The sequence below is a fragment of the Sodalis-like endosymbiont of Proechinophthirus fluctus genome (genome assembly GCF_001602625.1).
In the GTDB taxonomy this organism is placed as follows: domain Bacteria; phylum Pseudomonadota; class Gammaproteobacteria; order Enterobacterales; family Enterobacteriaceae.
On sequence record NZ_LECR01000053.1, the window covers coordinates 5,086 to 12,023 of the forward strand.

Consider the following 6,938-nt stretch of genomic DNA (forward strand, 5'->3'; position numbering starts at 1 on the left):
CTCTACCTGGCGGCCCGCCACCCGCAGATGAATCTCACCGCGCTGATATGGTGTTTCTCGCCACCGCCCATGAAGTAGGCCATTACCGATGGCGCCGCAATTTCTGGTAGCCTGCTGCGTGGTAGTTGATCTCTCCAGCGCTTATCTTGTCAATCAAGTAGACTTTTATACGTAATATTACGGGTTCCAGCATCAGTGCTCTGACTGGCTGTGGACTGGGCAGATACGGTCTAGCAGAGTGGCGGGGAAGAGACGATAAAAACCGCCCAGCTGATTACGGTGCCAGGATGTTATCCCACCGCGTCACAACTGGTGCTCAAGCCGCTGGTAGAAAGGGTTTCTTAACGGCGATTAATGGCCGGTGATTAATGCGGTCAGTGGCGCCGGCCGCAAGACAACGCTCGGCAATAGCGTCTAAGAAGTCAGCTAACAGCCTTCTTATGGTATCTTAACCCATCTCCATCAGCCGGAAATCGTCAACCATTTGAGTATTCTGGTGATTTTCACGCCGCATTTGGGCAATTTTGCTTATTGCATCTTGGAGACCATTACCTGCCCCTGCCGGCTGCGGCCTGGCGTGACTCAGGCAGCGATGGCGGCCAGTTTTCATCAGGCATATGACCACAAGCCCTTCTGGTGCTGCTTTACGATCAGGTGGTGCCGAAACTGAAGTCGGTAGTGAACACGCCGTTTTGCGATATCGGTTATAAAATGCAAGGCGAACATCTGATCTTGGTGTCTTACCGAGGATAACCTGTTCAAGGGAGCGATAGCGCATGCGGTGCAGTGCGCCAATATCCGTTTTGGTTATACGCAGACGTAAACGCTTTTATAAGGATAAGTGGGACCAACGACATAATGAATCTATTGATTATCAAACTAGGCGACGTATTGCTTGATAGTGACGAGGCGGTGGAACGTTTATTTACCGCGCTCGATAGTTATCGTGCTGAGCACAAGTGCCTCTTGCTTACTCATCCACGGCGGCATTACCTGGTGGACGATTTGATACATTAACTTTCCCTACCGATGGTAAAGAAAACGGTCTGCAGGTGACGCCTGTGGATTAAATTACAATTATTACCGCATCGATGGAGGTTATTTCTCTCCAGCGATGCGGAAGATATTTACAGCTGGGGGTTGAGCAGAGATTAATTGAGAAAGTAGGCGATTTGGGTAAGAATCTGCATACCGGGTGCAGCTGCAACGACCAGGTGGCGACCGATTTAAAGCTGCAGTGCAAAGCGCAAGTCGCCAATTGTAGCAGGTGCTGGTGCGCTCACCGCCCGAGGCCAATCAGGACGTGATATCCAGCTATACCCATTTACAGCGCGCTCAACAGATCACATTCGCCCATTGGAGTCTGGCCTATGGCGTATGCTGTCCCACAATGAAGCCGCCTGGGGGACGCATTAACACGGCTAGACGTCAGCCCTCTCGGCACACGTGCGTTAGCCGGTATCGCCTACGCTATCGATCGTGATCGGCCGGCTTGCTGGGTTTCTCTTGCGCTACCCGCAATAGACTGGATAGCATTTCCGAATCATGATCACGTTCTGGATTTGCTATCGGACACGGCCATTGGCATAGTACATATTTCCCTTTTTGCCGGAAATCTGATTTCCTTTTAATACCGGCGAGGTAGCTTTATCGAATTATCAGATCGTGTCACGCCCTCCTTGCGTCGTTGATGCCGCAGAAGAAAAAACCCGATGCGCTGGAGCTTATCCGCGGTAAATGCGGCCGGGCGCAGAACGCGCTGACCGGTATGATGATGACGGGTTGTTCAATGTGCTGGATACCTAGCTTAACTACCTGCACATGGCGACACTGGTACTCAATGGCATTCAAATGAAATCGCCGCGCTGCCGTGAAGTGGGGCAGCCAGGCTATGCTAACACGACTGAACTGGCGGATTATCTGGTAGCGCGAGTGATCCTCTTTCGCGAGGCACACCATATTGTTGTTGAGATGGTAGTAGAGACTATTCGCTAGTGGCTCCTCTGGCGGCGATGCTGCTGGCGCAATTGCAGGCCTTCATCCCGGTGATAGGCAATAATGTCTACCAGGTATTAGTGCTGGCATATTTCTCCAGTAAAATTTCTTCGAGCGGCATACTGCGTTCGACCAGTATCTACTTGGCCCTGGCACAAAACGAGCAGCCGGGTTTGGTAAATAACGACACTGATGGCTGCACCTGACATCCCAGCGCCAGATAACATAGCATCGTATCGGCGTCGGACACTTCAAACGGACGCCGGATTTGTCCAGTTCTACGAACACCTTTTCCACTGCGCTGTCGCGCACTAGCATGGAATAGCGTCAGAGTTAGGACCAAAGCCCAGCTCTGCTTTCTCTACCAACGTGCCCATGCCACGCGTAAATTCACCGTTGCTGTCAGGAATAAATTTGATGGAATCCGCTTTCCAGGCATTCATAATAAAAACGTCGTTAATGGAGAGGCAGACAATACTGTTCACACCCTGCTGCGTAAATAGAGCTGCTAGCTCGTTATAACGCGGCAAATGGCTGGAAGAGCGGATCGGCGACGTGAACGCACCAGCAGTGAAAAGGTAATTATCGTCTTATTACTGAACAGTTCATTGGTTGACACATCCACCCATTGATCGTCCTGGCGGGCATAGAATATGATTTGCGATACCTTCTTTCCCTTCCTGACCATGGAACATAACTAATCTTATTAATAGGATGGATGAAATACGACGGTCTTAGCCTTTTGCGGGGATTATTATTTGTTTTAACTATTGATATGTATAATCGTTGATTTCGATTCTATCTATCGACGCGGGCTATCGCGTCGACGGAGGGCTTCATGAACATTCGAGATCTTGAGTATTTGGTGGCCTTAGCCGAGCATCGTCATTTTCGACGCGCCGCTGATTCCTGCCATGTTAGTCAGCCCACTCTCAGCGGACAGGTGCGCAAGCTGGAAGATGAATTGGGCGTGCTGTTATTGGAACGAACCAGTCGTAAGGTGCTGTTTACCCATGCCGGCCTACTGCTGGTGGATCAGGCTCGTACGGTGCTACGAGAAGTAAAAGTTCTGCGCGAGATGGCCAGCCAGCAGCGGGAATCCACGTCGGGACCGCTACATATCGGCCTTATCCCCACTGTTGGGCCTTATCTGCTGCCACATATTGTTCCGACGCTACACCAGAAATTTCCAAAACTGGAAATGTATTTGTGCGAGTCACAAACCAGTCAGTTATTGCAGCAGCTTGATAGCGGCAAGCTGGATTGCGCTATTTTGGCGCTAGTGAAAGAGTCGGAAGCGTTTATCGAGGTGCCGTTGTTCGATGAACCGATGCAATTAGCGATCTATGCCGATCATCCCTGGGCGGATCGAGATCGGGTGCCGATGTCGGATCTTGTCGGCGAGCGGCTGCTGATGCTGGAAGATGGCCACTGTCTGCGCGATCAGGCGATGGGCTTCTGTTTCCAGGCCGGCGCCGACGAGGATATGCACTTTCGCTCCACTAGTCTGGAAACCCTACGCAATATGGTGGCGGCGGGCAGCGGGATCACCCTGCTGCCCTCGCTGGCGGTACCGCGGGAGCGACAGCGGGATGGTGTTTGCTATCTCAATTGCTATAAACCAGAGCCAAAACGCACTATCGCGCTGGTATATCGGCCGGGTTCACCATTGCGCGCTCGTTATGAGCAGCTGGCGGACTGTATTCGCAGCCATATGCAAACCTACATAGGTACCGGCCTAAAACAGGCGGTTTAACCCGTTAAGCGCCGCAACCCGGTACGCTTCCGCCATGGTGGGGTAATTGAAGGTCGTATTGACGAAATACTCGATGGTATTGCCTTCTCCCTTCTGCTCCATGATGGCTTGGCCGATATGAATAATTTCGGCGGCGCGCTCGCCAAAACAGTGAATACCCAGGATCTGTTTCGTCTTGCGGTGGAATAACAGCTTTAGGCTGCCTACATTCATACCGACGATTTGCGCCCGCGCCAGATGTTTGAACTGCGCCCGTCCGACTTCATAAGGGACTTTCATTGCTGTAAGCTCTTGTTCGGTTTTACCGACAGAGCTGATTTCGGGGATGGTATAAATGCCGGTGGGAATATTTTCAATCAACTGCACATTGGCTTGCCCTTTGATTATCACCTGCGCAGCGATACGGCCCTGATCGTAAGCCGCGGAGGCCAGGCTAGGATAACCAATCACATCGCCGACCGCATAGATATGGCGGGCAGCGGTTTGATACATGCTGTTGACTTTAATTAGGCCTCGGCTGTCCGATTCCAGCCCGACATTGTCCAGCTTAAGGGTATCAGTATTGCCAGTGCGGCCATTGGCGTAAAGCAGGCAGTCGGCTTTTATACGTTTACCAGAGCGAAAACGTACCTCAACGCCGTCATCGAGCCCTTTAATTTTTTCGTATTCTTCGTTGTGGCGGATAACCACGCCGTTTTCCCAGAAATGATAAGACAGGGCGTCGGACATCTCTTGATCGAGGAACGCCAGCAGCCTATCGCGGGTGTTAATCAAATCCACCTTTACATTCATACCACGAAAAATTGACGCGTACTCGCAGCCGATGACGCCGGCACCGTAAATAATAATATGGTGGGGATCGTGCTTTAAATCGAGGATAGAGTCACTGTCGTAAATACGCGCATGGTCAAAATCTACATCCTGGGGATGATAGGGGCGAGAGCCGCAGGCGATGACGGTATTTTCCGCGCTAAGGATCTTGGTGGTGTTGTCGCTATAGTGGATCTGCACCTGGTGTTCACCAACAAAGCTCGCCTCGCCTGTGAATATCTGGCAGTGGTTGCGCTCGTAAAAGCACTGGCGCATATGGGTTTGCTGCTTTATAACTTGATCTATGTGTCGCAGAATATCGGCGAAGCCGGTATGGGGAAGGCGGGTATTGCCATGCAGCGGACTCTGGTTGACTTCAATAATCTGACTGACTGCCTGGCGCAGAGCTTTGGAAGGAATGGTGCCCCAGTGAGTGCAACCTCCGCCGACGTTGTCATAGCGCTCAATCACCGCAACGCGTGCGCCACGCTTGGTCAACCCTATGGCGGCACCTTCACCGCCCGGTCCGGAACCGATAATAATGGCATCGTAATCGTACTTTGGTTGCATAGCTGTCCCAACCTGATGAATACAGATTAACAACCTAATTGTAACATCAACGCCCGCATATCCCAATTGTCAACGTATATGGCGGCCGTTACAGCACGGATTGTCCTGTTAGGCACCCGGTCGTGGATCTTGGCAAGGCGCTCGGGACGTTAAAATACACAGTTTGTATCAACACTGTTGCAATAAATTTTGATATAGCTATTGTTCTTTACGGCTATTGTGAGGCTGGATGGTTTACATGGGCATCAGAGCGCAACAAAAAGAGCGGACTCGGCATTCACTTATTGAGGCGGCGTTTAGCCAGTTGAGCGCTAAACGTAGTTTCGCCAGCCTTAGCCTACGTGAAGTCGCCCGCCAAGCTGGCATTGCGCCCACTTCATTTTACCGCCATTTCCGCAATATGGATGAGCTGGGTCTCACTATGGTGGACGAAAGTAGTCTGATGTTGTGCCAATTGATTTGTCAGGCGCGTCAGCGCATCGTCAAAAGGGGTAGCGTGATCCGCATCTCAGTGACTACCTTTATGGAATTTATCGGTAACAACCCTAATGCCTTTCGCCTGCTGCTCCGCGAACGTTCTGGCACCTCCAGCGCCTTTCGCGCCATGGTGACGTGTGAAATCCAGCACTTCATCGCCTAGCTCGCCGATTATTTGGAAATTGAAAACCATATGTCGCGCAGCTTTACCGAAGCGCAAGCGGAAGCGATGGTTATCATCGTCTTCAATGCCGGCGCGGAAGCGCTAGATGTCGGTTTGGAGAAGCGCCGACAACTGGAAGAGCGACTGGTACTGCAGTTACGTATGATTTCTAAAGGGGCTTTTTATTTGTACCGTCGAGAACAGGAAAAGTCGCTTACCTTTACTAGCAATAATGGTAGGCAAACAGATGGCAAAAAATCCCCTCTCAGAGAAAGGCATTCTGCTGTTGGCACTGATTGCGGGCCTGACGCCCCCCTTAACGGTAGTTTTACCACGCTGTTTAGCACCAGCGTCCCATTTTTCCTCTTTCCACCGATCACGCTAGCGCTGTATCGCCTGCATCAGCGTTATCAATATCATACGATGCCGCCGGGTTATCCCTTACTGGTAGCAGCGAATTTTCTGCTGGGGATGTTGGTGTGTACAGCGCTATTGTGAGCGCAGAATATCCCGCTATCGGCTCCAATTTCGTGCCGTCAATTCTGGCAGTAGTGCTGGTAATTGTGGACTGACCGGCGGCTAAAAATGCTGCGCTGGATGCAAATGGACGGCGATGAAAATTACTGAGGACTGCATCACCCCAGGCGGGGAATCGCTTTTCGGGTTGCCGCGTGGGTACGGTCGGTCTCGCTTCTCATCTATACTGCACCGGCTGGTGTCATCAATACATGCGCAGGAGGACGCCCCGGGCGCAATGTTTGGTATTCCTCAGCTAAATTGCGCTGACCTCACGTCTTCGCTCTATAGGCATGGCATGACCGCTTTGCATGAAAGGTTAATGTTCCTCGGTTTAAATACGTCTGCGGGCAGCGTCATGACCTATGCGAGGATGTCCAGGCTTCACCTTTTGGTGTTAAGCTCCAGTGTCGCGTGCCGACGGCGTTAACCCGCCGTCGCCTTGCGCACCAGCAACACGCCGCACTCCATATGATGGGTATAGGGAAACTGATCAAACAGCGCCCGCCGTTCAATACGGTGATTGGCCGCAAGTGTAGGCCGCAAGCGTAGTGAGGTTACGGCACAAAGAGTCGGGATTGCAGGAGATATACAGAATGCGCGGATAGGCCTCTGCACCATGCTTATCGTCTTATCGTCTTATCGTCTTAT

5 protein-coding genes and 4 pseudogenes are annotated in these 6,938 nt (G+C 51.6%); 6 read left to right on the forward strand and 3 right to left on the reverse strand.

Annotated elements, in window-relative coordinates:
* From argC to argH, 3 genes and pseudogenes are all read left to right on the forward strand, one after another.
* Positions 1-823: pseudogene (gene argC / locus BG74_RS17305) on the forward strand (N-acetyl-gamma-glutamyl-phosphate reductase); the annotation flags it as partial.
* Between the two features lie 35 nt (positions 824-858).
* Complete coding sequence (locus BG74_RS13590) at positions 859-1,017, forward strand: hypothetical protein (RefSeq protein WP_187202722.1); 159 nt, start codon at positions 859-861, stop codon at positions 1,015-1,017.
* An 87-nt stretch (positions 1,018-1,104) separates the two neighbouring features.
* Positions 1,105-2,201 (forward strand): annotated as a pseudogene (gene argH, locus BG74_RS13595) (argininosuccinate lyase); the annotation flags it as partial.
* A 105-nt stretch (positions 2,202-2,306) separates the two neighbouring features.
* Here argH and BG74_RS20675 read toward each other — a convergent pair.
* Positions 2,307-2,525, reverse strand: a complete 219-nt coding sequence (locus tag BG74_RS20675) for a redoxin family protein (protein WP_066597327.1) — start codon at positions 2,523-2,525, stop codon at positions 2,307-2,309.
* A 308-nt stretch (positions 2,526-2,833) separates the two neighbouring features.
* Here BG74_RS20675 and oxyR point away from each other — a divergent pair, with 308 nt between their 5' ends.
* Positions 2,834-3,751, forward strand: a complete 918-nt coding sequence (gene oxyR, locus BG74_RS06155) for a DNA-binding transcriptional regulator OxyR (RefSeq protein WP_066597328.1) — start codon at positions 2,834-2,836, stop codon at positions 3,749-3,751.
* On the opposite strand, the gene sthA is transcribed toward oxyR, so the two are convergent.
* Positions 3,734-5,131: a Si-specific NAD(P)(+) transhydrogenase gene (sthA, locus tag BG74_RS06160; protein WP_066597329.1), complete on the reverse strand. Its 1,398-nt coding sequence runs from the start codon at positions 5,129-5,131 to the stop codon at positions 3,734-3,736. The genes oxyR and sthA overlap by 18 nt on opposite strands.
* 238 nt (positions 5,132-5,369) lie before the next feature.
* Between sthA and fabR the strand changes: the two are divergent.
* Together fabR and BG74_RS11105 are read left to right on the forward strand one after the other, a co-directional pair.
* Positions 5,370-5,990, forward strand: a pseudogene (gene fabR, locus BG74_RS06165) (HTH-type transcriptional repressor FabR); the annotation flags it as partial.
* 28 nt (positions 5,991-6,018) lie between these two features.
* A pseudogene (locus BG74_RS11105) lies at positions 6,019-6,343 on the forward strand (DUF1422 family protein).
* Positions 6,344-6,713: 370 nt separating this feature from the next.
* Here BG74_RS11105 and BG74_RS06170 read toward each other — a convergent pair.
* Complete coding sequence (locus BG74_RS06170; protein ID WP_369678526.1) at positions 6,714-6,866, reverse strand: hypothetical protein; 153 nt, start codon at positions 6,864-6,866, stop codon at positions 6,714-6,716.
* Positions 6,867-6,938 lie beyond the last annotated feature (72 nt).